General features: G+C 70.6%; 22 protein-coding genes, 4 tRNA genes and 1 pseudogene. 7 read left to right on the forward strand and 20 right to left on the reverse strand.

All coding sequences use genetic code 11. The features are described from left to right. From F0415_RS10380 to F0415_RS10435, 12 genes are all read right to left on the reverse strand, one after another. A partial coding sequence (locus tag F0415_RS10380; RefSeq protein ID WP_231698746.1) for a GTP-binding protein occupies positions 1 to 127 on the reverse strand: 127 nt, incomplete at its 3' end. A 54-nt stretch (positions 128 to 181) separates the two neighbouring features. Next, a tRNA-Thr gene (locus F0415_RS10385) sits at positions 182 to 257 on the reverse strand. A gap of 35 nt (positions 258 to 292) precedes the next feature. After that, positions 293 to 366 (reverse strand) — tRNA-Gly (locus tag F0415_RS10390). A gap of 30 nt (positions 367 to 396) precedes the next feature. Next, positions 397 to 482, reverse strand: a tRNA-Tyr gene (locus F0415_RS10395). 73 nt (positions 483 to 555) lie between these two features. After that, positions 556 to 1,647, reverse strand: a complete 1,092-nt coding sequence (gene ychF, locus F0415_RS10400) for a redox-regulated ATPase YchF (RefSeq protein ID WP_149861155.1) — start codon at positions 1,645 to 1,647, stop codon at positions 556 to 558. Positions 1,648 to 1,660: 13 nt separating this feature from the next. Continuing rightward, positions 1,661 to 2,242: an aminoacyl-tRNA hydrolase gene (gene pth / locus F0415_RS10405; RefSeq protein ID WP_149861156.1), complete on the reverse strand. Its 582-nt coding sequence runs from the start codon at positions 2,240 to 2,242 to the stop codon at positions 1,661 to 1,663. Between the two features lie 51 nt (positions 2,243 to 2,293). Next, positions 2,294 to 2,977 (reverse strand): 50S ribosomal protein L25/general stress protein Ctc, encoded by a 684-nt coding sequence (locus F0415_RS10410; protein ID WP_149861157.1) that lies wholly within the window; start codon positions 2,975 to 2,977, stop codon positions 2,294 to 2,296. A 132-nt stretch (positions 2,978 to 3,109) separates the two neighbouring features. Beyond that, positions 3,110 to 4,066 (reverse strand): ribose-phosphate diphosphokinase, encoded by a 957-nt coding sequence (locus F0415_RS10415; protein WP_149861158.1) that lies wholly within the window; start codon positions 4,064 to 4,066, stop codon positions 3,110 to 3,112. 49 nt (positions 4,067 to 4,115) lie between these two features. Next, positions 4,116 to 4,193 (reverse strand) — tRNA-Gln (locus F0415_RS10420). Between the two features lie 23 nt (positions 4,194 to 4,216). Next, positions 4,217 to 5,080, reverse strand: a complete 864-nt coding sequence (gene ispE, locus F0415_RS10425; RefSeq protein ID WP_149861159.1) for a 4-(cytidine 5'-diphospho)-2-C-methyl-D-erythritol kinase — start codon at positions 5,078 to 5,080, stop codon at positions 4,217 to 4,219. Next, the gene (lolB, locus tag F0415_RS10430) at positions 5,077 to 5,676 is read right to left on the reverse strand and encodes a lipoprotein insertase outer membrane protein LolB (protein WP_149861160.1); all 600 of its coding nucleotides are present in this window, start codon (positions 5,674 to 5,676) and stop codon (positions 5,077 to 5,079) included. The genes ispE and lolB overlap by 4 nt, the downstream gene beginning before the upstream one ends. After that, complete coding sequence (locus F0415_RS10435; RefSeq protein ID WP_149861161.1) at positions 5,673 to 7,337, reverse strand: tetratricopeptide repeat protein; 1,665 nt, start codon at positions 7,335 to 7,337, stop codon at positions 5,673 to 5,675. Before F0415_RS10435 ends, lolB begins: the two co-directional genes overlap by 4 nt. 98 nt (positions 7,338 to 7,435) lie before the next feature. On the opposite strand from F0415_RS10435, the gene hemA reads away from it, so the two are divergent. Genes hemA through ppk2 form a run of 4 tightly spaced genes read left to right on the forward strand, consistent with a single transcriptional unit; the run spans position 7,436 to position 11,100 of the window. Then, the gene (gene hemA, locus F0415_RS10440; RefSeq protein WP_149861162.1) at positions 7,436 to 8,701 is read left to right on the forward strand and encodes a glutamyl-tRNA reductase; all 1,266 of its coding nucleotides are present in this window, start codon (positions 7,436 to 7,438) and stop codon (positions 8,699 to 8,701) included. Beyond that, complete coding sequence (prfA, locus tag F0415_RS10445; protein ID WP_149861163.1) at positions 8,698 to 9,783, forward strand: peptide chain release factor 1; 1,086 nt, start codon at positions 8,698 to 8,700, stop codon at positions 9,781 to 9,783. Before hemA ends, prfA begins: the two co-directional genes overlap by 4 nt. After that, positions 9,780 to 10,301 carry a molybdenum cofactor biosynthesis protein B gene (gene moaB / locus F0415_RS10450; protein ID WP_149861164.1) on the forward strand — a complete coding sequence of 174 codons (522 nt, stop codon included), beginning with the start codon at positions 9,780 to 9,782 and terminating at the stop codon, positions 10,299 to 10,301. Before prfA ends, moaB begins: the two co-directional genes overlap by 4 nt. A gap of 19 nt (positions 10,302 to 10,320) precedes the next feature. After that, positions 10,321 to 11,100, forward strand: coding sequence for a polyphosphate kinase 2 (gene ppk2, locus F0415_RS10455; RefSeq protein ID WP_149861165.1), 780 nt, complete (start codon positions 10,321 to 10,323; stop codon positions 11,098 to 11,100). Position 11,101: 1 nt separating this feature from the next. On the opposite strand, the gene F0415_RS10460 is transcribed toward ppk2, so the two are convergent. The 6 genes from F0415_RS10460 to F0415_RS10485 form a co-directional block, all read right to left on the reverse strand. Then, the gene (locus tag F0415_RS10460) at positions 11,102 to 12,211 is read right to left on the reverse strand and encodes an efflux RND transporter periplasmic adaptor subunit (protein ID WP_149861166.1); all 1,110 of its coding nucleotides are present in this window, start codon (positions 12,209 to 12,211) and stop codon (positions 11,102 to 11,104) included. Then, the gene (locus F0415_RS10465; protein WP_149861167.1) at positions 12,208 to 15,324 is read right to left on the reverse strand and encodes an efflux RND transporter permease subunit; all 3,117 of its coding nucleotides are present in this window, start codon (positions 15,322 to 15,324) and stop codon (positions 12,208 to 12,210) included. The genes F0415_RS10460 and F0415_RS10465 overlap by 4 nt, the downstream gene beginning before the upstream one ends. A gap of 110 nt (positions 15,325 to 15,434) precedes the next feature. Further along, complete coding sequence (locus tag F0415_RS10470) at positions 15,435 to 16,241, reverse strand: LytR/AlgR family response regulator transcription factor (protein WP_149861168.1); 807 nt, start codon at positions 16,239 to 16,241, stop codon at positions 15,435 to 15,437. Beyond that, positions 16,238 to 17,338 carry a sensor histidine kinase gene (locus tag F0415_RS10475; protein ID WP_149861169.1) on the reverse strand — a complete coding sequence of 367 codons (1,101 nt, stop codon included), beginning with the start codon at positions 17,336 to 17,338 and terminating at the stop codon, positions 16,238 to 16,240. Before F0415_RS10475 ends, F0415_RS10470 begins: the two co-directional genes overlap by 4 nt. 108 nt (positions 17,339 to 17,446) lie before the next feature. After that, positions 17,447 to 18,031, reverse strand: coding sequence for a TlpA disulfide reductase family protein (locus F0415_RS10480; protein ID WP_149861170.1), 585 nt, complete (start codon positions 18,029 to 18,031; stop codon positions 17,447 to 17,449). Then, positions 18,028 to 19,308: a YihY family inner membrane protein gene (locus tag F0415_RS10485; protein WP_149861171.1), complete on the reverse strand. Its 1,281-nt coding sequence runs from the start codon at positions 19,306 to 19,308 to the stop codon at positions 18,028 to 18,030. The genes F0415_RS10480 and F0415_RS10485 overlap by 4 nt, the downstream gene beginning before the upstream one ends. Before the next feature lie 67 nt (positions 19,309 to 19,375). On the opposite strand from F0415_RS10485, the gene wrbA reads away from it, so the two are divergent. From wrbA to F0415_RS10500, 3 genes are read left to right on the forward strand one after another with little or no spacing between them, the layout of a single operon-like run. Continuing rightward, entirely contained in the window at positions 19,376 to 19,969 is a 594-nt protein-coding gene (gene wrbA / locus F0415_RS10490; RefSeq protein ID WP_149861172.1) for an NAD(P)H:quinone oxidoreductase, read from the forward strand. Next, positions 19,966 to 20,334, forward strand: coding sequence for a DUF2069 domain-containing protein (locus tag F0415_RS10495; protein ID WP_149861173.1), 369 nt, complete (start codon positions 19,966 to 19,968; stop codon positions 20,332 to 20,334). Before wrbA ends, F0415_RS10495 begins: the two co-directional genes overlap by 4 nt. A gap of 28 nt (positions 20,335 to 20,362) precedes the next feature. Continuing rightward, positions 20,363 to 20,851 (forward strand): asparaginase domain-containing protein, encoded by a 489-nt coding sequence (locus tag F0415_RS10500; RefSeq protein ID WP_149861174.1) that lies wholly within the window; start codon positions 20,363 to 20,365, stop codon positions 20,849 to 20,851. A gap of 72 nt (positions 20,852 to 20,923) precedes the next feature. Here F0415_RS10500 and F0415_RS12725 read toward each other — a convergent pair whose 3' ends face one another. Both F0415_RS12725 and F0415_RS10505 read right to left on the reverse strand, forming a co-directional pair. Beyond that, the gene (locus tag F0415_RS12725) at positions 20,924 to 21,298 is read right to left on the reverse strand and encodes a proprotein convertase P-domain-containing protein (RefSeq protein ID WP_246149943.1); all 375 of its coding nucleotides are present in this window, start codon (positions 21,296 to 21,298) and stop codon (positions 20,924 to 20,926) included. Then, positions 21,287 to 22,975, reverse strand: a pseudogene (locus tag F0415_RS10505) (S8 family peptidase); the annotation flags it as partial. The gene F0415_RS12725 and the pseudogene F0415_RS10505, both read right to left, overlap by 12 nt. Positions 22,976 to 23,040: the final 65 nt, after the last annotated feature.

Consider the following 23,040-nt stretch of genomic DNA (forward strand, 5'->3'; position numbering starts at 1 on the left):
CGCCACCAAAACGCTCGGCCCCTACCTTCGTCAGCGCCGCCGTCAGCGTCGTCTTGCCGTGGTCCACGTGACCAATGGTGCCCACGTTCACGTGCGGCTTCTTGCGCTCGAACTTTTCCTTGGACATTGCGATTACCCGGTGGATTCAAGGTGGTTGGCTGCCGGCCCAGGGCCGGGGGTCTGGTGCTCATGACTGGAATCGAACCAGCGACCTCTTCCTTACCAAGGAAGTGCTCTACCGACTGAGCTACATGAGCGGAATTCGGTTTTTCGGTGTTGCCTGTCGATCCAATGGAGCGGGAGACGGGAATCGAACCCGCATGATCAGCTTGGAAGGCTGAGGTTCTACCATTGAACTACTCCCGCCCTGCGAAACCGTTTCCGCTTCCGCAAAGCTGGTGGAGGGAGGTGGATTCGAACCACCGAAGGCGTAAGCCAGCAGATTTACAGTCTGCCCCCGTTGGCCGCTTGGGTATCCCTCCGCTGGGGAGCCCGTAATTCTCGCGGCGGGCTCCTTGATTGTCAACGGCTTTCATGCAAAGGCCGTGCCGGCGCTCAGACGTTGAACCGGAAGTGCAGCACGTCTCCCTCCTGGACCACGTAGTCCTTGCCCTCCAGGCGCAGCCGGCCGGCCTCGCGGGCCCCGGCCTCGCCCCGGTAGCGGATGAAATCGTCGAAGGCGATGGTCTCGGCCCGGATGAAGCCCTTTTCGAAGTCGCTGTGGATGACCCCGGCCGCCTGCGGCGCGGTCGCCCCTTTCCGCACCTGCCAGGCCCGGACCTCCTTGACCCCGGCGGTGAAGTAGGTCTGCATGCCCAGCAGGGCGTAGCCGGCCCTGATCACCCGGTTCAGGCCCGGCTCGTCCAAGCCCATGGCGGCCAGGAACTCGCCCCGGTCGGCCTCGTCCAGCTGGGCCAGCTCCTCCTCGATCGCGGCGCAGACCGGCACCACCTGGGCGCCCTCGGCCTCGGCCCGCTCCCGCACCCGGTTCAGGTGGGGGTTGTCCCCGAAGCCGTCCTCGGCCACGTTGGCCACGTACATCACCGGCTTGAGGGTCAGCAGGAACAGTTCCCGGACCAGGCCCCTGTCCTCGGGTGACAGGCCCAGGGCCCGGGCCGGCCGCCCCTGGTCCAGACCCTCGCGCAGGCGCAACAGCACCTCCTTGCGGGCCAGGGCCTCCTTGTTGCCGGCCTTGGCCTCCTTCTCGGCGCGAACCAGGGCCTTCTCCACCGACTCCAAGTCGGCCAGGGCCAGCTCGGTGTCTATGGTCTCGATGTCGGCGATCGGATCGACCCGGCCGGACACGTGCACGATGTCGCCATGCTCGAAGCAGCGCACCACGTGGGCGATGGCGTCCACCTCGCGGATGTGCGCCAGGAACTTGTTGCCCAGGCCCTCGCCCTTGCTGGCCCCGGCCACCAGACCGGCGATGTCCACGAACTCGAAGGAGGTCGGCACCACCCGCTCCGGCCTGACGATCTCCGCCAGCTGCTGCAGGCGCGGATCCGGCACCGGCACCACGCCGGTATTGGGCTCGATGGTGCAGAAGGGGAAGTTGGCCGCGGCGATACCGGCCTTGGTCAGGGCGTTGAACAGGGTGGACTTACCGACGTTCGGCAGGCCGACGATGCCGCACTTGATGCCCATGGGCGGGAATTCCTCAGGATTTCGGGGTGTGGAGACGCTTCATCGCCTCGTTGAACTGGCCGGCGACCGCCAGCGGCAACACCGCCAGCGCATCGTCCACCGCGCGCAAGATGGCCGCCTCGTCGTCCCGGCCGGGCCGGCCCAGCACCCAGGGGGTGACCCGGTCCTTGTGACCCGGGTGGCCGATGCCCAGGCGCAGGCGATGGAAGCGGCCGTGGCCCAGGTGCTGGATGATGTCGCGCAGGCCGTTCTGGCCGCCGTGGCCGCCGTCGAACTTCAGGCGGGCGGTGCCGGGCGGCAGGTCGAGTTCGTCATGGGCGACCAGGGCCTGCTCCGGTTCGATCTTCCAGTAGCGCAGCGCCGCCGCCACCGAACGTCCGGAAGCGTTCATCCAGGTGGCCGGCCTGAGCAGCCAGAGATCGTGCCCGGCCAGGTGGGCCCTGGCGGTCTCGCCGAACAGCTTCGCTTCCAGGCCAAAGCGCGCCCCGGCGCTTTCCGCCAGGGCGTCCAGAAACCAGAACCCGGCGTTGTGCCGGGTTCTGGCGTGCTCGGCACCGGGATTGCCCAGGCCGACGACGAGTCGCAGCGAGGCCACGTCGGATGCTTCCCCGCACCGCCCCGACGAAGGCCGGGGCGGCGCCGCGGGTCACTTCTTCTTGGCGTCCCCGCCCTCGCCTTCCGGCTTGGCGGCGACCTTGGCGGCCGGCACCTCGGCGGACTCCGGCGCCTCGACCGGCTCTTCCTCGACACGGGCGTGCTTGGCGATCACCACCGCCAGGTCGTGCTCCTTGCCGTGGGCCAGGGCGGGGATGGTCACCCCGGCCGGCAGCCTCAGCTGCGACAGGTGGATCACGTCGCCCAGCTTCAGGTCCGACAGGTCCACCTCGATGTACTCGGGCAGGTCCTTGGGCAGCGCACTGACCTCGACCTCGTTGAGCTCGTGGGTGACCACCACGCCGGCGGCCTTGCCGGCCGGCGACTTCTCCTGGTTCAGGAAGTGCAGCGGCACGCGGGCGCGCAGGGCCTCGTTCTCGGAGATGCGCTGGAAGTCCAGGTGCATGATCTGCTGCTTGTACGGATGCCGCTGCATGTCGCGCAGCAGGACCTTCTGCACCTTGCCGTCCACCTCGAGCGAGAGGATGGAGGAGTAGAACCACTCGTTCTGGGCCACATGCCACAGATGGTTGTGCTCGACCTGGATGCTCAGCGGATCCTGGTGGCCGCCGTAGACGATCGCCGGAACCTGGCCGCTGCGGCGGAGGCGGCGGCTCGCACCCTTCCCCTCTTCCTTGCGGCTGCTGGCGACCAGCTTGTGTTCGATGTTTGCCATGTTCGTAATGCCTTTGGTTGTGATGCGCCCTGCGGCGCGTTCCGCCAAGCCCGCGACCAGGCCCGGCGTCGTTCCCTGGCGGGAATCGGGGATCGGCGCTGGCGCCAGCGCCGATCCCGGATGCCCGTCGCCTCAATCCACGTACAGCGAGCTGACCGATTCCCCGAAGGCGATGCGCCGGATGGTTTCGGCCAGCAGTTCGGCCACGCTCAGCTGGCGGATGCGCGGGCAGGCCCGGGCCGCCTCCGACAGCGGAATGGTGTCGGTCACCACCAACTCGTCCAGCTGGGAGTTGCCGATATTGGCGATGGCCGCGCCCGAGAGCACCGGGTGCGTGCAGTAGGCCACCACCTTGCGGGCGCCGTTCTGCTTGAGTGCCGCCGCCGCCGCGCACAGGGTGCCGGCGGTGTCGACGATGTCGTCCACCAGCACGCAGGTCTTGCCGGCCACGTCGCCGATGATGTTCATCACGGTGGCGACATTGGCCTTGGGCCGGCGCTTGTCGATGATCGCCAGGTCGGCATCGTCCAGACGCTTGGCGATGGCCCGGGCGCGCACCACCCCGCCGACGTCCGGCGAGACCACGATCAGGTTGTCGGTGCCCTGGTTGCGCCAGATGTCGGCCAGCAACACCGGCGAGGCGTAGACGTTGTCGACCGGGATGTCGAAGAAGCCCTGGATCTGGTCGGCATGCAGGTCCACCGTCAGCACCCGGTCGGTGCCCACGGCGTCGAACATCCTGGCCGCCACCTTGGCGGTGATCGGCACACGCGCCGAACGCGGCCGGCGATCCTGGCGGGCGTAGCCGAAGTACGGCACCACCGCCGTGACATTGGTGGCCGAGGCGCGCTTTAGCGCATCGATCAGCACCAGCAGCTCCATGAAATTCTCGGCGGTCGGGGCGCAGGTCGGCTGGATCACGAACACCTCCTGCCGACGCACGTTCTCCTCGATCTCGACCTGGCTCTCGCCATCGGAGAACCTGCCCACCAGCGCCTTGCCTAGCGGGATGCCCAGCTGCCGGCATACCGCCAGCGCCAGCGGGCGGTTGGCATTGCCGGAAAACACCAGCAGGTTGTCCTTCTTCATGGGCGGTGAACCTGTGCGCGCTGTAGGTCGGGCCGCGGACGGCACCGGGTGGCTGGGGCGGTAGGATTCGAACCTACGAATGCCGGGATCAAAACCCGGTGCCTTAGGCCAGCTTGGCGACGCCCCAACGTCGTTTCGTCCGCTCCGGGCTCAACGGCGGGCCAGCGCGAGATGCAGCGGCGACACCGCCACCCCCTCGGCCACCCAGGCGCGCCAGGCCTGCGGCAGGCGCGCCCTTGCGGCCTCGGCCTGCGCCCGTGTGCCGAAGCGCACGAAGCAGCCGCCGCCGGTGCCGGTCAAGGCCGCCGGACCGAGTTGCGCCAGTACGTCCAGAACCTCGGCCACGGCCGGGGAACGGCGGCGCAGCACCGGTTCGAAGGCATTGCCGAGCACGGAGCCAGAAGCGAAGTCGTGCATTGTCGCCGGCGGCGCATCCCGCGTCAAATCAGGCGCTTGGAAAAGCTCGGCGGTGGGCACGCTGACACCGCTGTCCACCAGCAGATAGGCCGAGGGCGGCAGCGCCATCGGACTCAGGCGCTCGCCCACCCCCTCGGCCCAGGCGCTGCGGCCGCTGACGAATACCGGCACGTCGGCGCCCAGGGCCAGCCCCAGATCCGCCAGGCGGCCTGCGCCCAGATCCAGGCCCCACAGGCGGTCCAGCGCCAGCAGCACGGTCGCCGCGTCCGACGAGCCGCCGCCGAAACCGCCACCGAGAGGAATCCGCTTTTCGACGAAAATGTCCGCGCCTTGCCGGGCTTTCCCGGCTTCCTTGAGGATCTTCGCCGCACGGACCGCCAGATCCCCGGCTTCCGGCACGGCATAGGACGCGGGACCGACCCGACGGATTTCGCCATCCTCACGCGGTTTCAGCCAGACCGTGTCGCCCCAGTCCAGAAGCTGGAACACGGTCTGCAGGCAGTGGTAACCGTCCGCACGCCGCCCGAGGATGCGCAGGAACAGGTTCAGCTTGGCCGGCGCCGGCCAGGCGCTCCAGCCTTCGCCTTCCGGTCTCACGGCCCGCCCCACCGGTCCACGACCAGGCGCACGCGGGCCTCTCCCCGCTCGGCGAACACCCGCCGCGGACGCGCCGGCTCGCCGCCGTCCCAGTCGCGATATTCGATCCGCCAGCCCTGCTGCTCTATCCAGGCCGGCAGGCCGTCCGGCCCGAAGCCGATCCGGGCCGGCCCCGGCGCCCGCATGCCGCGCACCCAGTCGGCCATGGCCCCCACCGGAATCGGCCAGCCCAGGGCCTCATGCAGCAGGCGCTCGGCATCCGGCCCTTCCTGCGGCCCGCCCTCGATGCCCTCGAGCCGGGCCAGACCCGGCCAGACCAACAGCCGCCAGCTGGTCCGGGTCACCGGCGCCGATAGTCGGACCTCGGCCTGGTCGCCCTGCTGGCGCCAGTCCAGCCGGCCGCTGCCGCCCTCGCCGGCGACACTGACCGCCAGCCTTCCCGAAAAGCTCCAGTCGCCGCTCTCCGCCAGCAGCGCCTCTCGGGCGGCCTGCGCCGCCAGCCAGGCCGCTTCGTCCGCTTCCGGTCCGCGCGCCGGCCGGCTGGCGCAACCGGCCAGGACCAGGCCCAGCAAGAATCCAGCCCAGATCCGGCTCACGGACTGAACTCCCGGTACACCCTCCTGATGGCCCGGTTGTCGGGATCCAGATGCCGGCCATGCTCCCAGATCGCCCGCGCCTCCGCCTGCCGGCCCAGCGCCCAGAGAACCTCCCCCAGGTGGGCGGCGATCTCGGCGTCCTTGTGGGCCTCCCAGGCGCGCCGCAGGTAATCCAGCGCCTCGCCGCCGCGACCCAGCCTGAACAGCACCCAGCCCATGCTGTCGAGCGTGGCGGGCGAGTCCGGATCCAGCGCCAGGGCCCGCTCGATGTAGGGCAGGGCCTCCTGCCAGCGGCCGCGCCGGTCGGCCAGGGTATAGCCGTAGGCGTTCAGGGCGCGGGCATCGTCGGGATTGTCCTGCAACAGCCGACGCAGGTCGGCCAGCGCCTCCTCGACGCGGTCGGCCCGCTCGTTCGCCAGCGCCCGGGCGTACAGCAGTTCCGGGTCGTCCTCGAACACGGCCAGGCCCTGGTCCAGCGAGCGCCTAGCCGCCGGCAGATCGCCGGCGGCTTCGTGCAGGGCCGATTCCAGCACGTAGGCGTCGCGGCGAAGCTCGCCGTCGGCGGATTCGTCCACCTGCAGTTCATGCAGGCCCGCCACACCTTCCTCATGCCTGCCCAGCCGCGCCAGCACGCCGGCCCGGCGCAACAGGGCCAAATGGCGGGCCTGGCCGATCGGCAAACCGTCGTACCACTCTGCCGCTTCGTCCCAGAGGCCCAAGGCTTCGGCCAGATGCCCCAACAGCAGCCGGCGCGCGGGTGGCGGCACCGCCGCCTCGGCCCGGACTTCGGCGTACAGCGCCTGCAGGCCGGCCCGATCGCCGGCCTGGACCAGCCAGCCGGCCCGGCGGCGATAGCTGGCGTCGTCCTGCGGCCCCCGCGCCAGCCACTGCGCCGCCTGGAGCGGATCCCCGAGCAGGGCCAGCTCGTTGGCGGCCAGGCGCAACACGTCCGGCGCCAGGTCTGCGGGGTCGCCCAAACCGGCCAGGGTGGCGCGGGCGCCGCCGGTATCGCCCGCCTCGCGCTGGGCGGAGGCCTGCAACAGCCTGGCCCGGGGGTCCTCCGGGAACCGCCGCATGCCGTCTTCCACCCACCGATCCGACAGCTCGCGGTCGCCCAGGCGGCGCGCCAGCCCGGCCAGCGCCAACCAGGCCGCGAGATCCTCGGGCAGGGCCGGATGCCCGCGCAGTCGCCGCAACACGTCCAGGGCCGCCGGCGCGGCCTCGCCGCCCGCCTCGCGCAAGCCGCCGAGCAGGGTCGCGAAGCCCTGCTCTCCCGGCATGTCCAGCAACTCCTCCGCCAGGGCCGTCGCCTGCTCCGGGTCGCCGCGCTGCAAGGCCAGCAGCAGCGACAGCCCCCGCATCGCCGGCGATTCCGGCGCCAGCTCCCGCCAGCGGGCCGCGGCGCGGGCGGCCTGTTCCGGCTGGCCGGCCGCCTGGGCGATCCTGGTCGCCCGTTCGGCCAGGGCCGGATCGTCCGAGGCCAGCGCCGCGGCAAGGTAATACTGGCTGGCGGTTTCCAGGTCGCCTTCCTGCAGGGCGAATTCGCCCGCCATCAGTTCACCGATCGGCAGCGGTCCCCGCTCGGCCGCCTGCATCGGCCATGAAAGCGACAGGCACAGCAACAGGATGGACAGTCGCGGGAACGGACGATGCCGGGGCATGGGCTTCCTGCAGGCAGAGGCTAGAATGGGCGCCGGAATCCGGACGAGAACCCAGCCGCCGCAAGCTTAGCGCAACGCGCCGAGCGCCGGCCCTGCCCATGCCCCTGCTCGCGCTAGGCCTCAACCACCAGACCGCACCGCTCGCCCTGCGCGAGAAGGTGTCGCTGGAGGGTGGCCGGCTGCCGGCGGCACTGGACGCCCTGCTGGCGCTTCCGGGCGTGCAGGAGGCGGCCCTGCTGTCCACCTGCAACCGCACCGAGATCTACGCCCGGGTGGACGAAGGCCGTGAGGCGGCGTTGCTGGACTGGCTGGCCCGGCACAACGGCCTGGGCCCGGAGGCCCTGGCCGCCTACGTCTACGAGCACCGCGAGGACGAGGCGGTGCGGCACCTGTTCCGGGTCGCCACCGGCCTGGATTCGCTGGTGCTGGGCGAACCGCAGATCCTCGGCCAGGTCAAGGAGGCCTGGCAGGCCGCGCGCGAACGCAAGGCCCTGCGCACGCCCCTGGACCGGTTGTTCCAGCAGAGCTTTTCGGTCGCCAAACGGGTGCGCACCGACACCCGGATCGGCGCCCAGCCGGTGTCGGTGGCCTTCGCCGCCGTACGCCTGGCCCGGCAGGTGTTCAGCGAACTCGACCGCGCCACCGTGCTGCTGGTCGGCGCCGGCGACACCATCGAGCTGGCCGCGCGACATCTGGTGGAGGCGCGGGCCAGGCGCCTGCTGGTCGCCAACCGCACCCTCGAACATGCCCAGGCCCTGGCCAGCCGGCACGGCGGCTACGCCCTGCCCTTGACCGAGTTGCCCAGGCACCTGCCGGAAGCCGACATCGTTTTTTCCGCCACGGCCGCCCGCGAGCCGGTGATCGGCAGGGACATGGCCGAAGCGGCGCTGAAGGCGCGCCGGCACCGGCCGATGTTCATGCTCGACCTGGCGGTGCCGCGCGACATCGCGGCCGACGTAGCCGAGCTGCAAGACGTCTACCTGTATACGGTGGACGACCTGGAGCAGGTGATCGAGGAGAGCCGGGCCTCCCGCCGCGAAGCCGCGGCCCAGGCCGAAGCGATCATAGACCTGCAGGTCGGCCACTTCATGGCCTGGTGGCGGGCCCAGAGCCGGCAGGACGTGCTGCGCGGCCTGCGCAGCCGCGGCGAGGCCATCCGTGACGAGGCCCTCGCCCGCGCCCGCGAACAACTGGCCGCCGGCAAGCCGGCCGAGGAGGTCCTGGGCCTGCTGGCGCACCAGTTGACCAACAAGCTGCTGCATGGGCCGAGCAGCGCCCTGCGCCGGGCGGCGCTGGACGGCGACCTGGACCTGCTGCGCACTGCCGAGCGGCTCTATCTCGACGACGAGGCCGGACAGCGATGACGCCAGGCCTGCTGCGCAAACTCGAGACCCTGGCCGAGCGCCACGAGGAAGTCGCCCGCCTGCTGGCCGAGCCGGAGGTGTTGGCCGACGCCAAACGATTCCGCGAACTCTCGCGCGAATACGCGCAGCTGCAGCCCATCGCCGCCGGCCTGGCCGAGCGGACCCGCGCCCGGCGCGACCTGCAGGATGCCGAAGCGATGCGTGCCGATCCGGAGCTGCGGGAGCTGGCCGAGGCGGAGGTCGAGGCCGCCCGCGAGCGCTTGGCGCGGCTGGACGAGAGCCTGGCCCTGTTGCTGGTCCCGCGCGACCCGCGCGACGAGGCCAACCTGTTCCTGGAAGTGCGCGCCGGTACCGGCGGCGACGAGGCGGCGATCTTCGCCGGCGACCTCTTCCGCATGTACAGCCGCTACGCCGAGCGCAAGGGCTGGCGGGTCGAAGTCGTCTCCGCCAGCGAGGGCGAGCACGGAGGCTACAAGGAAATCGTCGCCCGCATCGAGGGCAAGGGCGCCTACTCGCGCCTGAAGTTCGAATCCGGCACGCACCGGGTGCAGCGGGTGCCAGCCACCGAATCGCAGGGCCGCATCCATACATCGGCGGCCACGGTGGCCATCCTGCCGGAGCTGGAGGACCTCGACGAAATCGAGGTGCGCGAGGCCGACCTGAAGGTGGATACCTTCCGCGCCTCCGGCGCCGGCGGCCAACACGTCAACAAGACCGACTCGGCCATCCGCATCACCCACCTGCCCACCGGCATCGTGGTCGAGTGCCAGGACGAGCGCAGCCAGCACAAGAACCGGGCCCGGGCCATGGCCCTGCTCAAGGCGCGCCTGCTCGATGACGAGCGATCGAAGCAGGCCGCCGCCCAGGCGCAATCGCGCCGGTTGCAGGTCGGCAGCGGCGATCGCAGCCAGCGCATCCGCACCTACAACTTCCCGCAGGGCCGGATCACCGACCACCGCGTCGAGGGCCTGACACTGTACGCCCTGCCGCAGGTCATGGACGGCGACCTGGACGAGCTGGTGGACCGGCTGACCCGCGAGCACCAGGCCGACGAACTGAAACTGCTGACGGAGGCGGCATGAGCGCCGGCGCCGGCTTCATTCCGCTTTCGCTGTGCGTGCTGACCGTCTCCGACACCCGGACCCTGGCGCAGGACGGCTCCGGCGCCTACCTCGTCGAAGCGCTCGGCGAGGCCGGCCACCGCCTGCACGAGCGCGCCCTCGTCCGCGACGACGTCTACCAGTTGCGCGCGATCGTCTCGCGCTGGATCGCCGATCCGGCGGTGGACGGCATCCTGGTCAATGGCGGCACCGGCTTCACCGGCCGCGACAGCACCCCGGAGGCGCTGCAGCCACTGCTGGACAAGCAGATGCCGGGCTTCGGCGAGATGTTCCGTGCGCTCAGCTACGAGGAGATCGGCACCTCCACCCTGCAGTCGCGCGCCTTCGCCGGCCTGGCCAACGGCTGTTTCCTGTTCGCCCTGCCCGGCTCCACCTCGGCCTGCCGCACCGGCTGGGAGAAGCTGATCCGCGCCCAGCTCGACGCCCGCACCCGGCCCTGCAACCTGGCCATGCTGCGGCCGCGGCTGCGGGAATCCTAGCCCCGGGAGGACACGCGCCATGCCGGCGGAGATGAAGCGGAAGGAATACGAGAAGCACCTGGAGCCGCTGCAGGTCGAACTGAACCGGATGGCGCGCTGGCTGGCCCACACCGGCAAGCGCCTGGTGGTGCTGTTCGAGGGCCGCGATACCGCCGGCAAGGGCGGCGCGGTGGAGGCGATCCGCTCCTGCCTGAACCCGCGCCAGTGCCGGGTGGTGGCGCTGGGCAAGCCGAACGACCGCGAACAGAGCCAATGGTATTTCCAGCGTTACGTGCCGCACCTGCCGGCCGCCGGCGAGATCGCCCTGTTCGACCGCAGCTGGTACAACCGCGCCGGGGTCGAGAAGGTCATGGGATTCGCCAGCCCGGCCCAGGTGCGCGCCTTCCTGGCCCAGGTGCCGGTGTTCGAGAAACTGCTGGTGGACGACGGCATCCTGCTTTTCAAGTACTGGCTTGCGGTGGATCAGGCCCGGCAGGAGGAGCGTTTCGCCGAGCGTCGCAGCGACCCGGTCAAGCGCTGGAAGCTCTCCGCGCTCGACCTGGCCGCCCGGGAGAAGTACGTGGAGTACGGCCGTGCCCGCGACACCATGTTCCGCGCCACCCACAAGCCCTGGGCGCCGTGGACGGTGGTGGACTTCAACGACCAGAAGCGCGGCCGCCTGAACCTGATCCGCGACCTGCTCGACCGTCTGCCCGACCACCAGGTGCCGACGCCGGCGATCGAGTTGCCGCCGCTCCGCCGCAGGCCCGAAATCGAGCGTTATGCCGGCCCGGTGAAGCCGATCCGCGGCCGCTACTGATTCAGGGCCGCGGCCTGGCCGTCGCCGCCACCGCCGCCGGCGTGCCGCCGTCGGCCACGCTGACGCGCTGGCCAGACTGCAGACGCTCGCTCCCCCGCACCACCAGCCGGTCGCCGGCGCGCAATGCGCCGCGAACCTCGACCAGATCGCCGGCGGCGGCGCCGGTATCCACCGGCACGCGCTGGGCGACGTCGCCCTCGGCCACCCGCATCACGTGCGTGCCCTCCTTGCGCATCACCAGGGCGTCACGCGGCACCGCTAGCGCCCGCCGTGGTTCGTCGCTGGGCACGCCGACCTGTACCGCCGCGCCTACCGCCAGCCCCGTTTTCGCGGCCTGGTCCGGCGTCAGGGCGAAGCGCAGTTCGAGCTGGCGCGAGGCTTCGTCGCCCACCGGCACCACCACATCCAGGCGATGCGCGCTGCTGCGCCCCGCCACCCGCAGGGTGACGCCGTCGCCGGGGCGCAGGCGGCCGGCCAGGGTGACCGGCGCGCGGGTGCGCACCTCCAGCGCGCCGGTGTTGACCAAGCGCGCCACCGGCGCGCCGAGCGCCAGGTACTCGCCCTGCTCCACCAGGCGTTCGACCACGATGCCATCGAAGGGCGCGCGCACCTGGGCTTGGCGCAACCGCAGCCTGGCCTGCTCCAGCGCTACCCGGGCGGCATCCAGATCCTGTTCGCGCATGCGCCGTTCGGCGATCACCTGGTCGAGCTGGGCGCCGGAGATGACGCCGTCGCGCACCAGCGTGAGGTAGCGCTCTTCCTGCTTGCGCACCAGGTCGAGCTGGGCCTGGATGCGCGACAGGTCAGCGCGGGCCTGGCGCTCGCGCAGGCGGAACTCGGCATCGTCCAGGCGCGCCAGCGGTTCGCCCTTGCGCACGGCGCTGCCGACCTCGGCGATCTCGACCACACGGCCGCCGATTTCCGCGGCCACCCGCGCATCCTCGCGGCTGGCGACGGTGCCCGGCGCCCAGTGCAGCGGCGCGAACTCCGCCTGCACCACGGCTGCCGTCTGCACCCGGGCCGGCGGCTGCGTCGGCGGTGCCTGCGCCGGCACGCCAGCGCAGGCCAGCAGGAACTGGAAAGAAACGGCGAAGCGAACGACACGGTTCATGACAGGACCTCCGGGGCGCGGACGGACGTGGAAGAGGCAACGGCGCCGGCGGGCCGGCGGCGGCCCAGGCGCAGGCCGTCGGCCAGGCGCATCAGGGCCGGCACCAGCACCAGGGTGAAGACCAGGCTCAGGGCCACGCCGCCGACGGTGACCGCGGCCAGGCCGCGGTAGATGACGGCGCCAGGCCCCGGATTGACCGCCATCGGCAGGGCGCCGAATACGCCGGTGAGGGTGGCGATCAGGATCGGCCGCAGGCGCTGCGACAGGGCCTGCGCCAGGGCAGCATCCAGATCCATGCCTTCGGCCTGCGCCTCGCGCGCCTGCGCCACCAGCAGGATGGCGTTGTTGATCACCATGCCCAGCAGCATGATGAAGCCGATCATGGACAGCAGGTCCAGGGTTTGCGGCGTGAACAGGGCCATTGCCCGCAGGCCGAGTACGCCGCCGAGAAGGGCCATCGGCAGCGTCGCCATCACGTAGGCGCTGTCGCGCGCCGACTTGAACAGCGCCGCCATCAGCAGGAACAGCACCAGCAAGGCCATGGCGAAATTTCCGGCCATGCTGCGCACCACTTCGCCGAGCCGGTCGGCGCTGCCCGCCACCCGGATACCGGCATCGGCCGGCAGGGACTGGCGCAAGGCCGGAACCAGCTCGCGCTGCACCACCTCGAGCGCTTCCTCCAGCGAGAGCTCGGCCGGCGGATCCAGGGTCAGGCTGACCGTGCGCCGACGGTCCACCCGGCGCAACTGGCTGGGAGCCAGGGTGGTTTGCAGGCTGGCCAGCTCGCCCAGGCTGAGCACGCCACCCAGGGGCGTGGCCAAGGGCGCGGCGGCGAACCGCTCCGGGTCGCTTTCGTCCTCGCCGCGGGCGGCGCGAAGGATGATCGGCAGCCGGCGTTCGCCGTCGAAGTGCTCGCCCAGCCAGGCGCCTTCGCCCAGCACCCGGATCACCGTACCCAGCTCGGGCCGGCGCCAGCCGACTTCGGCCAGGCGGCGATCATCGGGGCCGACCCGCAGCTCCGGCTCGGCGGCGTCGGTATTGGGCCAGGATTGCACGTTGGCGCCGGGGAAACGTTCGGCCAGCAAACGCCGGCCCAGCTCGGCTGCCTCGGCCAGGGCATCGCCGTCGCCGTGCTGCAGATGGATGGCAATGGCGCGGCTGCTGCCGCCGAATCCGCCGAACAGGTGGCCCTCGGCGACGAAGGCGCGGGTGTCGGGCAGGCCGGCCACGACCTCCTCGCGCACCAGCCGCTCCAGTTCGCCGATCCGCTCTTCGTCGCGCACCCGGGCGCCGAGCGTGCCGCCGTTCGGCCACAGGTTGATGTACCAGTTGCTCAGCTGCGGCTGCTTTTCCCCGTCCATGTACGGCTTCATGCGTTCCAGCAGCACCTGGGCGATCTCGCGGTCCACGATCGCCGGGCTCATGCCGGGCGGGAAATTGAACCAGGCGTCCACCGCCGCGCGCTTGACCGGCGGCAGGTAGTCCACCCGCGGCAGCAGCAGCCAGGCGGCCAGCAGGGGCGTCGCCACCAGGCCCAGCACCCAGGCCAGCTGCCGTGCGCGGGTTCCGGTGGCGGCCAGGGCCCAGTCGGCGATCCTCGCGTACCAGGGCGAAGCCGGCCGCTCGCGCCCACCCTTGAGCCAACCGCCCGCCGCCGCCGGCAGCACGGTCAGCGCCACCAGCAGGGAAATGCCGACCGCGATCGAGATGGTCAGGGCCAGATCGGCGAACAACTGGCCTTCGGCATCGCGCATGAAGATAACCGGTAGGAACACCGCCACCGTGGTCAGGGTCGAGGCCAGCAGCGCGCCGCCGACCTGGCGTGCGCCCTGCAGGGCCGCCTTCGCTGCCGGCAGGCCAGCCTCGCGCAGGCGGACGATGTTCTCCGCCACCACCACCGCCGCGTCCATCACCATGCCGACCGCGAAGGCCAGGCCGGCCAGGGAAATCACGTTGAGGCTGCGACCGCTCAGCTGCAGCACGATGAAGGTGGCCAGCAGGGAGATCGGGATGGCGGTGGCGATCAGCACGGTGGCGCGCCCGTCGCGCAGGAACCACCACAGGCAGGCGACGGCCAACAGGATGCCGGCGCCCAGGCTGCCGGTGAGCAGGTTGATCGCCCGCTTGATGAACAGCGAGGCGTCGAAACTCTGTTCGATGCCCAGGCCCAGCGGTGCCAGCTCCCGTTCGCGAATGTCGGCGACCACCCGCTTGACCTCGTCCAGGGTGGCCAGCACGTTGGCGCCGGATTCGCGGCGAATGCGCAGGCCTATGGCCGGATTGCCGTTCTGGTAGGCAAAAAAACGTTGCTCGGGCGGTTGCACGCGCACCCTGGCGACATCGGCCAGGCGGACCGGCCGGCCGTCACGCCAGGCCAGGATCAGCTCGCCCAGCTGCTCGGGGGCGTAGCGGCCGGCAAACCGCAGGGTGTACTGCCGGCGGCCGGCATCGAAGCTGCCGCCGGAGATGTCGGTGGCGCGGCCGGCGACCTCGGCGATCTGGGTCAGCGGAATGCCCAGCGCGGCGGCCATCCCCAGGTCCACCTCGATCGCCAGTTCATCCGTGGCGCCGCCGTTGATATCCACGCCGGCCACGCCGTCCACCGCCAGCAACCGGGGCAGCACCCGGTCCTCGATCAGCTGCCGGTAATCGTTGATTTCGCCGGAGGTGCCCGGCAACAGCTGTACGAAGAAATAGGTCAACGAGGCGTTGGCGTTGTCCGAGCCCAGTTCGACCCGCGGCGGCGTGGCGTCGCGGGGCAGCGGCGGCAGCCGGTTCAGGCGCGCCAGCACCTCGACCAGGGCGGCGTCCATGTCGGTGCCGACCGCGAAAGAGAGATTGATCCAGGCGCCGCCCGGGTTGATCGTCGCCTCCATTTCCTCCAGGGCCGGCAGACCCTGCAGCACCGCTTCGATCGGCTCGACGATCTCGGCCTCCATCTCCTGTGGCGAGGCGGCGCGCCAGCCGGCCTGCACGGTCATCTGCGGCCGCTCGATGTCGGGAAACAACTGCACCGGCAACCCGGCCAGCGACAGCAGGCCGAACAGCATTGCCAGCGCCACCACCACGACGACGGCGGCAGGATTGGCGAGCGAGGCTTCGGTGAGTTTCATGGGCGGGCGCTGCGGGTGGGGTGATGCCACGATGCCCGCGCCCGCGCGAGGGCGTGCATGACCAAAGTCACGGGTCGCGCCGGAACGTTTCCTGTCCGCGCCGGAACGTTTCAGCGCAGCAGCGAAATGCGGTCGCGGTAACTGCGCGAGAGCTTGATCTCGTGGCCGCAGTCCAGGGTCAGGAACTGCTCGCCGTTCAGGTGCGGACGCATCGCCACCACCCTGGCTGCATTGATCAGGGTGGAGCGGTGTACGCGCGGGAAGTGACGCGGGTCCAGCCGCTCCTCGAGTTCGCGCATCGTGGCCCGCAGCACGTAGGTCTCGGTGTCGGTGTGGATGCACATGTAGTCGCCGGCGGCATCCACCCAGCGCAGGCTCGACAGCTCCAGTCGCACGGTCTTCTGGCCGTCGCGGATGCTCAGCCGGTCGCCCGGCCCCAACTTGCGTTCGCCCGGCGCCCGCAACGCCTCTTCCAGACTGAGCGGCCGGCCGCTGAGATCGCCCAGCAGGCGCAACAGCCTCTCGCAGTGGCGCTGTGCTTCCCGCTGTTCCATCTGCTCGCGCACGCGGTAGAGGGCCTGGTGCAGGCGGCTGTCGTCCACCGGCTTGAGCAGGTAGTCCACGGCGCTGGACTCGAAGGCGCGCAGGGCGTAGTGGTCGAAAGCGGTGACGAACACCACCAGCGGCATCTGCGTCGCCGGAATCGCCCGCAGCGTGCCGAAGCCGTCCAGACCGGGCATCTGCACGTCGAGGAACATCAGGTCCGGCGCCAGCTCCGATACCGCTTTCATGGCCGAGGCGCCGTCGCCGCACTGGCCGACGATCTCGATATCCGGATGCCCGGCCAGGCGCAACTCCAGGCCGCGTCGCGCCAGCGGCTCGTCGTCCACCACCAGGGTACGGATGCGCTGGCTCATTCCCGCGGCGCCCCTCCGGTTTCGAAAGGAATCTCCAGGCTCACCTGCACGCCACCCTCCGGCGCCCGGCCGACCTCCACCGACTGGCGGTCGCCGTAGAGCACCCGCAGGCGCTCGCGGGTGTTCTTCAGGCCGACGCCGGCCCCGTTGCCGTTGCCGGAAGCGTGGCCGGCTCCGGCCGCTTCCGGCCCGGCCATGCCCGGGCCGTTGTCGGCCACCTGCAGCACCAGCCGGTCTTCGCGACGCCATGCCGAGATGCGCAAGCGGCCGCCTTCGACCATGCGGGCGATGGCGTACTTGATCGCGTTTTCCACCAGCGGCTGCAACAGCAGGCTGGGCAGCAGGGCCGAGTAGCACTCCGGTTCTATCCGGGTCTCCACCTGCAGACGGTCGGCGAAGCGGATCCGCTCGATGCCCAGGTACAGGTTCAGCGCGTCCAGCTCCTGCTTCAGGGTCACCCGCTGCATCGGATCGCTGTCGAGCGAATGCCGGAGGAAGGCGCTCAGGCCCTGCACCATCTGGTTGGCGGTGCCGTTCTGCCGGTCCAGGATCAGGGTGGAAATGGCGTTGAGGGTGTTGAACAGGAAGTGCGGGTTGAGCTGGTAACGCAGCATCTTCAGCTGGGCCTGATGCGCCATGGCGTTGGCGGCCAGGGCCTGGCGGGTCTGCTGCTGCAGCTGCCGGTAGTACTTCAGGCCGACGTAGAAACCCACCCAGCTCAGCACCACGTAGAACTGGCCGGTGCCGGACGCCAGGAAACCCAGCCGGCTGGACGGCCAGCATTCGTCGCCGCACCAGTCCAGCAACAGGCCCACGTAGGCGCTGCCGACCAGGGCGGTCGCCACCGCCACGCACAGCGCCGCCACCGGAATGAACACCCGCAGCGGCTGGCCCCAGGCCCTGCGCAGCACCGCGCGCACGCCCAGGGTGACGATGAAGCCGGCGATCGCCACCCCCACGCTCAAACGCCAGTAACCCGGCGGCTTGCCATGGGCGAGAGCCTGCAGGTAGCTCAGGCTGGCGTAACCGGCCCAGCCGCCGGTCTGCAGCCACCAGAACAGGCGGCGGGTCTGGGTGTCCTCGGAGGCGGCGGCCACGGCAGGGTCCTGGGAAGTCTGCCGCCATCCTAGCGCCGGCCGTGGTACCGGCGTCACGGCCCGGCGCGGCGGCGGCACGTTTCGTCGCGGCCGGTTCGCCCGGCGGAATCAGTCGGCGGCGGCCGCCGCCGTCGCGGCGATGGTCTCGGCCAGGTCCTGAGAGGTCACCGGCCCCAGGAACTTCTTCGCCACCCTGCCCTCCGGGTCCATCAGGAAGGTCAGGGGCAGGCCGCGCGGGGTCTCGAAGTCGGCCGGCGGTGCGTAGACGTCCAGGATGGCGATGGGGTAGGCCGGCGGTCCCGAGGGCAGGCTGGCCAGAAAGGCACGCATGTCCTCGGGACCGATTTCCTCGTAGGCCAGGCCGACCACGCTCACGTCCTCGCGCCCGGTGTCGAAGGCATGCAGGTCCGGGATCTCCTTCAGGCAGGGCTTGCACCAGGTGGCCCAGAAATTGACCACCACCCACTGACCGCGCCGGTCCTCGATCCGCCAGCACTCGCCCTCGAGTGTGGTGACGGCCAGGCGCGGCCGCTCGGGGTCGGGATTTTCCCCGGCGGGAACCGCGCAGGCAGCGGGGCCTGACTGATCCGCGGGACCTGACTGATCCGCGGGGCCTGCACCGCCGCAGGCGGACAGCACGAAAACCAGGGCGAGGGCGAACGCCTGCGCCGAGGCGGGAAAACGCGTGTTCATGCAGTGGATCCGTCCCTGTTGGAAGTGGTGAAGAAGCTGCCGACGCTGCGGGCCAGCGGTTGCTGCAGGGGCGCTCGCAGGTGGTCGAGCGCGCGGGTGGCGTCCCGACCGATCGGGTCGTCGTGCCCGGGCAGCACCAGGCCGGGGCCGGGCACGCGCAGGCCCAGCCGCTCGTGCAGTTCGCCCAGGCTGACACCGTCCAGGTCGCGGGCCAGCAGCCAGGCGCCGTCCTCGGCGCGGCTGACGATGCCCAGGTCCGCCAGTCCCGCCATCATGTGCCGCAGCAGGTCGTCGGTCAGCATGGGTTCGCGCTGCTGCAGTTCGGCCAGGTGCAGGCCCCGGCCCTCGCGACGGGCCGCCTGCAGGCGACCGAGCAGGCGCAGATAGCCGTAGAGCTCGGCCCCCGCCGGCAAGCGCAAGGCCCGCGGCTGGTAACGGAACGCGGACAGTGAAGCCGCCAGGCTGGCGCCCAGCAGCACCACCACCCAGCTCAGGTACAGCCAGATCATGAAGATCGGCACGACCGCCAGGGCGCCATAGAGCTGCTCGTACGTGGGCACGCCCAGCAGGTAGGCGGCGAAGGCGCGCTTGGCCAGTTCGAACAGCAGCATGGCGAACAGGCCCCCGGCCAGGGCGAAGCGGAAGCCGACGCTACGGTGCGGGATCAGCCAGTAGGCCAGAGTGAACACCGCCAGCTCGACCAGGTTGGGCAGCAGGCCGAGCAGGCGCCGGCTCCAGTCCATGTCCTCGACGCCGCTCAGCGCCGGCAACGAGAACAGGTAGGAGGTGACCGCCAGGCTGGCGACCGCCAGCAGGCTGCCCAGGGTCAGCAGGGTCCAGTAGATCAGGAAACGCAGCAGTTTCGGCCGCGGCGTCGGTACCCTCCATATCCGGTTGAAGGTGCTTTCCACGCTCCACATCGCCAGCAGCGCCGACACCAGCAGGGCAACGATGCCCGGCACGGTCAGGCGGCGGGCGCCAAGGGCGAACTCGCGCAGGTAGTCCTCCACCACCCTGGCGGCGTCCGGGACGAAGTTGGAGAACACGAAGCCACTCAGGCGGTCGGCCCACTGATCAAACACGGGAAAGGCCGACAGCACACCGAACACCACCATCGCCAGCGGCACCATTGCGAACAGCGAGGTGTAGGACAGGGCGCCGGCAGTCTCGAAGCAGCGGTCGGCCAGGAAGCGCGACCACAGGAATCGGGCGAAGGACCGGATGCGCTCCCGGTCCACGCGTTCCAGCCAGCGATACAGGGTCTGGATCGGAGCCATGGTCGCCAAGCCTAGCGCAAAGCCGCGCGACGCCGCCGATCCGCCCGCGCCCGGCTACACTGGCGTCATGGCAGACATCCTCGTCCTCTACTACAGCCGCGGCGGCTCGGTGGCACGGCTCGCCCGGCACGTCGCCCGCGGCATCGGCGAAGTGCCCGGCATGCAGGCGCGCATGCGCACCGTGCCGCCGGTGGCCCCCATCACCGAGACCGCCGCCCCGCCGGTGCCGGAAGACGGCGCTCCATACGTGAGCCGGGCCGACCTGGCCGAGTGCGCCGGCCTGGCCCTGGGCAGCCCCACCCGGTTCGGCAACATGGCGGCACCGCTGAAGCATTTCCTCGACGGGCTGGGCGCGGAATGGGTGTCAGGCACCCTGGTAGGCAAGCCGGCGGCGGTGTTCACCTCCACCGCGACCATGCACGGCGGCCAGGAATCCACCCTGCTGAGCATGATGCTGCCGCTGCTGCACCACGGCATGCTGCTGCTGGGCATTCCCTTCACCGAGGCGGCGCTCAACAGCACCCGCAGCGGCGGCACGCCCTACGGCGCCAGCCACGTCGCCGGCGCCGACGACCAGACCGAACCGACCGACGAAGAAAGGCTGCTGGCCCGTGCCTTGGGTCGGCGCCTGGCCGAAACGGCGCGGAAACTGTCGGCATGAGCCCGGCCAAGCGCTTCGCCGCCGCCGCCATCGTCGGTCTGGCCTTGCTGCCCTGGTTGTGGCACGGCTGGCTGGCGCCGCCTGCGCGGATGCCGGCCTGGCTGGCGGCAGGCCTGCACATGTCGCCGATGCTGCCGGCCCTGTTGCTGCTGCTGGCGCGGCGCCCTGCCGCCTTCTTCTGGGGCGCGGTCGCTGCCCTGCTGCTTTTCAGCCACGGCGTGATGGAGGCCTGGGCCTCGCCGACGGCGCGCGTGCCGGCCCTGGCGGAAGCAGCCCTGGCCGCTGCACTGGTGCTGGCGGCCAGCTGGGACGGCCTGCGCGCCCGTGCGGCCGGCAGGGCTCCGGGCCGCAGCCGGGACGTATAATCCGCGCCCTGCCTGAGGAGAATGGGCCATGGATGAACTGCTGATCGTCACCACCGGCGGCACCATCGACAAGGTGTATTTCGACGACAAGTCGGACTACCAGGTCGGCGAGCCGCAGATCGGCCGCATCCTGGACGAGCTGGGCGTCGCTTTCCGCTACACGGTCATCCCGATCATCCGCAAGGACAGCCTGCACATCACCGCCGAGGACCGCGAGCTGCTGCGCGCCGCCATTGCCGCCCAGCCGGCCAGGCACGTCCTGGTCACCCACGGCACCGACACCATGGTCGAAACCGCCAAGGTACTGGCCAGCATTCCGGACAAGACCATCGTGCTGACCGGCGCGCTCAATCCGGCCCGGTTCCGGGGTTCCGACGCCGAGTTCAACATCGGCACCGCGGTGGGCGCCGTGCAGAGCAAGCCGCCCGGCGTCTACATCGCCATGAACGGCCGCATCTGGGACCCGCTCAAGGTCCGCAAGAACGTCGCCGCCAACCGGTTCGAGGCCGCCGGCTAGGCGGCACGGCGACAAAAAAGACCCCGGCGCCAAGCCGGGGTCTCCCGAACTGCGACCGTTGGCCGCGGAGGGTCAGAAGGTGATGCTCCAGCTGTTGATGTAGCCCGTGTCCCGACGGGCGTTGTCGCTCACCCGCAGCCGCCAGGTGCCGTTGAGGGCCTCGCTGGACAGGTTAACCGTATAGGTACGGATGATGTTGTCGGCACTGCCGCCACTGCGGTTGTGCAGGTTGTAGACCGAGCCGTCCGGCGCCACCAGGTCCACGCGCAGGTCACCGATGTAAGTGTGACGGATGTCCACCGCCACCGAGGTGCTGCTCGGGGCGTTGCCGCTGCGACCGGACACCGTGATCGGGCTTTCCACCGTGCTGAGGTCGTTGATGGCGTAATCGGTGCCGTTGCTGTAGGTCTGCGGACTGCCGCCACCGCCGGTGCTGTAGTCGCCCACCAGGCTGACGCCGGAGAAGCTGGAATAGGCCTTCACCCGGACGTAGTAGGTACCGGCGGCCGGGCTGGCGAAGCTGCAGGTTTCCGAGTTGCCATTGAGGTAGGGCCGGCAGTCGTAGCTGCTGTCGGTCGGCGCGCTGCCGTACTTGACGTACAGGTCGGCGTCGCCGGTGCCGCCTGAAATGCTGAAGCTCAGGTTGCTGGCGCCCGAGGGCACGGTCATCGTGTAGACGATGTCGTTGCCGGTGCTGGCCGACAGGCCGGTGACCGGCACGCCCTTGGTCAGCTCGTTCGGGCCCGGACCCGGGTCGCCGCCGCCGCCGGTCACCGCATCCACGGCCGCCTTGGCATTGACGATGCCGGCGCCGCAACCGCCCGAGCACGAGCCCGGCAGCGGCCGCGCCGTGGACTTGATGATGGACTCCACCTGCGACGGTGTCAGCGGGGTGCTGGCCGCCGCCTGCATCAGCGCCACCACGCCGGCGACGTGCGGAGCCGCCATGGAAGTGCCGTTGTAGGAAGCGTAGCTCTCGCTGCCCGGCGAGGTGCTGCCGCTGTTGAGCGTGGAGAGGATGTTCACGCCCGGGGCGGAGATGTCGATGCCGGAACCGTAGTTGGAGAAGCTGGCGCGGGATCCGTTGATGTCGGTCGCCGCCACCGCGATCACGTTCTGGCAGTTCGCCGGCACCGCATTGGACACGTTGGTGTTGCTGTTGCCGGCCGCCACCACGATGGTGGTGCCGCGGTTCACGGCCGCGTTGATGGCGTTCTGGTAGGTGCTGGAGCAGGAGCCGCTGCCACCCAGCGACATGTTGATGACCTCGGCCGGGGTCGGGTTGGCCGGCACGCCGCTGACGGTGCCGCCCGAGGCCCAAGTGATGCCGTCGACGATGTCGGACGTGTAGCCGCCGCCGCGACCCAGCACGCGCACGTGCTGCACCTTGGCGCCGAACGCGGTGCCGGCGACACCCTTGGCGTTGTTGGTCACCGCGGCGACGGTGCCGGCGACATGGGTGCCGTGCCAGCTGGACGGGTAGCCACCGTAGTAGTCGCCGGGGTCGGACGGATCGGAATCGCGACCGTTGCCGTCGCCGGCGACCGTGCTGTCGCTGATCATGTCGTAGCCGGCGATGGTGTTGCCGTTCAGGTCGCTGTGGTTGGTGGAACCGGTATCCAGCACCGCCACCACCACCCCGGCGCCAGTGCTGACGTCCCAGGCCTGGTCGGCGCGGATGCCGCCGGTGGCATTGAAGTAACCCCACTGCTCGCTGTAGCGGGTGTCGTTGGGGGTGAAGATCGCTTTCATCAGCTGGTCCACCTCGACGTACTCGACGTTCGGATGGGCGGCCAGCTGGCGCATCAGCTCCTGGGCTTCGGCGCGGCTGAGCTTGCGGTTGGTGCGGACCACTTCGCCACCGACCGACAGCCGGCGCAGGTGGCCGATCTGCAGCGGCTTGGCGTCCCCGGCGCCGATACGGCCGGCCTGGGCGCGCTGAGCCTGGATCATCTGCTGGGCGCCGACCGAGGCGCGCTCCAGGGCACGCTGCAGGGCCGCGGCGTTCTGTGCTTCCGGCGCGCCGTCGCGGTACTTGACGATGAAGCGGTCATAGCGCTCACCGTCGCGGAGGCCATCGAAATGGATCTCGGCCGCGGACACGGACGAGCCGGCGAAGGCCATGGCGGTGGCCACGACCAGGCCGCGCAGGCGGAGCTTGCGTGTGTACTTGCTCACTGTGTTGGATC

The organism is Arenimonas fontis (genome assembly GCF_008386465.1).
GTDB classification, from domain to species: Bacteria; Pseudomonadota; Gammaproteobacteria; order Xanthomonadales; family Xanthomonadaceae; genus Arenimonas; species Arenimonas fontis.

Coding starts and splice junctions, on each gene's coding strand:
- F0415_RS10485 (WP_149861171.1), bottom strand. CDS start 19,308: ATGGCTCCGATCCAGACCCTGTATCGCTGGCTGGAACGCGTGGACCGG.
- F0415_RS10435 (WP_149861161.1), bottom strand. CDS start 7,337: ATGCCCCGGCATCGTCCGTTCCCGCGACTGTCCATCCTGTTGCTGTGC.
- ppk2 (WP_149861165.1), top strand. CDS start 10,321: ATGCCGGCGGAGATGAAGCGGAAGGAATACGAGAAGCACCTGGAGCCG.
- ychF (WP_149861155.1), bottom strand. CDS start 1,647: ATGGGCATCAAGTGCGGCATCGTCGGCCTGCCGAACGTCGGTAAGTCC.
- F0415_RS10460 (WP_149861166.1), bottom strand. CDS start 12,211: ATGAACCGTGTCGTTCGCTTCGCCGTTTCTTTCCAGTTCCTGCTGGCC.
- F0415_RS10480 (WP_149861170.1), bottom strand. CDS start 18,031: ATGAACACGCGTTTTCCCGCCTCGGCGCAGGCGTTCGCCCTCGCCCTG.
- F0415_RS10465 (WP_149861167.1), bottom strand. CDS start 15,324: ATGAAACTCACCGAAGCCTCGCTCGCCAATCCTGCCGCCGTCGTCGTG.
- F0415_RS10410 (WP_149861157.1), bottom strand. CDS start 2,977: ATGGCAAACATCGAACACAAGCTGGTCGCCAGCAGCCGCAAGGAAGAG.
- hemA (WP_149861162.1), top strand. CDS start 7,436: ATGCCCCTGCTCGCGCTAGGCCTCAACCACCAGACCGCACCGCTCGCC.
- F0415_RS10500 (WP_149861174.1), top strand. CDS start 20,363: ATGGATGAACTGCTGATCGTCACCACCGGCGGCACCATCGACAAGGTG.
- F0415_RS10495 (WP_149861173.1), top strand. CDS start 19,966: ATGAGCCCGGCCAAGCGCTTCGCCGCCGCCGCCATCGTCGGTCTGGCC.
- moaB (WP_149861164.1), top strand. CDS start 9,780: ATGAGCGCCGGCGCCGGCTTCATTCCGCTTTCGCTGTGCGTGCTGACC.
- prfA (WP_149861163.1), top strand. CDS start 8,698: ATGACGCCAGGCCTGCTGCGCAAACTCGAGACCCTGGCCGAGCGCCAC.
- F0415_RS10415 (WP_149861158.1), bottom strand. CDS start 4,066: ATGAAGAAGGACAACCTGCTGGTGTTTTCCGGCAATGCCAACCGCCCG.
- F0415_RS10470 (WP_149861168.1), bottom strand. CDS start 16,241: ATGAGCCAGCGCATCCGTACCCTGGTGGTGGACGACGAGCCGCTGGCG.
- wrbA (WP_149861172.1), top strand. CDS start 19,376: ATGGCAGACATCCTCGTCCTCTACTACAGCCGCGGCGGCTCGGTGGCA.